The 1,216-nt window shown below is 61.1% G+C and carries 2 pseudogenes; one reads left to right on the top strand and one right to left on the bottom strand.

The window, feature by feature from the left end:
* Positions 1–605 (top strand): annotated as a pseudogene (locus tag KJS59_RS30580) (SAM-dependent DNA methyltransferase); the annotation flags it as partial.
* Between the two features lie 15 nt (positions 606–620).
* On the opposite strand, the pseudogene KJS59_RS30575 reads toward KJS59_RS30580, so the two are convergent.
* Positions 621–1,216, bottom strand: a pseudogene (locus tag KJS59_RS30575) (SAM-dependent DNA methyltransferase); the annotation flags it as partial.

Here is a 1,216-nt window from a genome sequence, read left to right as displayed (position 1 = left end):
TTGTCAGCAAGACCGTCATGCCCATCCGGGTCGCGAACGTGCAGGTCTTCAGCCACAAGCTGGGTGTCTTTGCTACGGACTCGTATGCGGACCAGGCGGTGCTGTCATCGACGGTTCACCAACTTTGGGTCGTCAAGTACACGTCAACGATGCGGGCGGACATCAACTACTCGCCGTCGGACGTGTTTGAGACCTTCCCCCGCCCGCCCTTTTCCGAACGTCTTCAAGCTGCAGGGCGTTCTCTGGACGAGGAGCGCCGGGAGGTCATGCTTCGACGCGGGCTCGGTCTCACGAAGCTCTATAACCTAGTCAACGACGCCGAGTTGAGCGATGCCGCCGACCAGGATGTGGCGCGCATGCGAGCACTGCACGTGGAACTCGACCTTGCCGTCCTAGATGCATACGGTTGGTCCGATGTCACTCCCGGTCACGGCTTCCATGCATTTAGGCAAATGCAGCGCTGGAGCGTGAGCCCTGCGGCCCGCGTCGACATTCTCGACCGACTCCTCGAAGAGAACCACCGCCGAGCCGGACAACCACCACGGAGCAGCATCGACGCATCCTTGGGGGTCGATGAACTCGGATACGGCGGAACACTCTTCTGACCAGTTCGGGTTCCGTCAGTCGAAGAGAGTGCATTCGTCGAGCGGGGAGCGATTTCTAACCGAGGTTGGGCTACTTGGCCGGGCTCCGTCGCGGCGATGGTTCTCCAGTAACAGACGGTCGAGGATCTCGACGCGCGCGGCCGGGCCGACCGTCCATCGCTCCACTTGCCGGTATGAGTTGAAGCTGTGGTCGAGGTGCATGTCGTCCCATCCGTACGCGGCCATGGTCGCTTCGTCGACCTCGACGTGGATGTCGCGCAACCGGTCGATGTCCCTGTCCCGCTGAGTCCCGGGATCGTTCACGAGGTTGTAGAGCCTCGTGAGGCCGAGGTCGCGACGAAGCATGACCTCGCGACGCTCCTCGTCGAGTGAACGCCCGGCGGCCTCCAAGCGGTCGGTGGACATAGGTCGCGGCAAGGAGCCAAAGACAATTTCGGGCGTGTACGTCGCGTCAGTTCGCATGGTCGTGCCGTACTTGATGGCCCACAACTGGTGAATGCTTGAGGAGAGGATGGCTTGAGTTCCGAAGGAATCAGTCGCAAAGACGACCACCTTCTCATGGAAGATCTGCCCAGTCGGCACACGCAAAGGCATGACAGTCTTGCTGACAC

Source organism: Rhizomonospora bruguierae, from assembly GCF_018397995.1.
Classification (GTDB): Bacteria; Actinomycetota; Actinomycetes; order Mycobacteriales; family Micromonosporaceae; genus Rhizomonospora; species Rhizomonospora bruguierae.
This window is presented reverse-complemented; position numbering and strand designations above follow the sequence as displayed.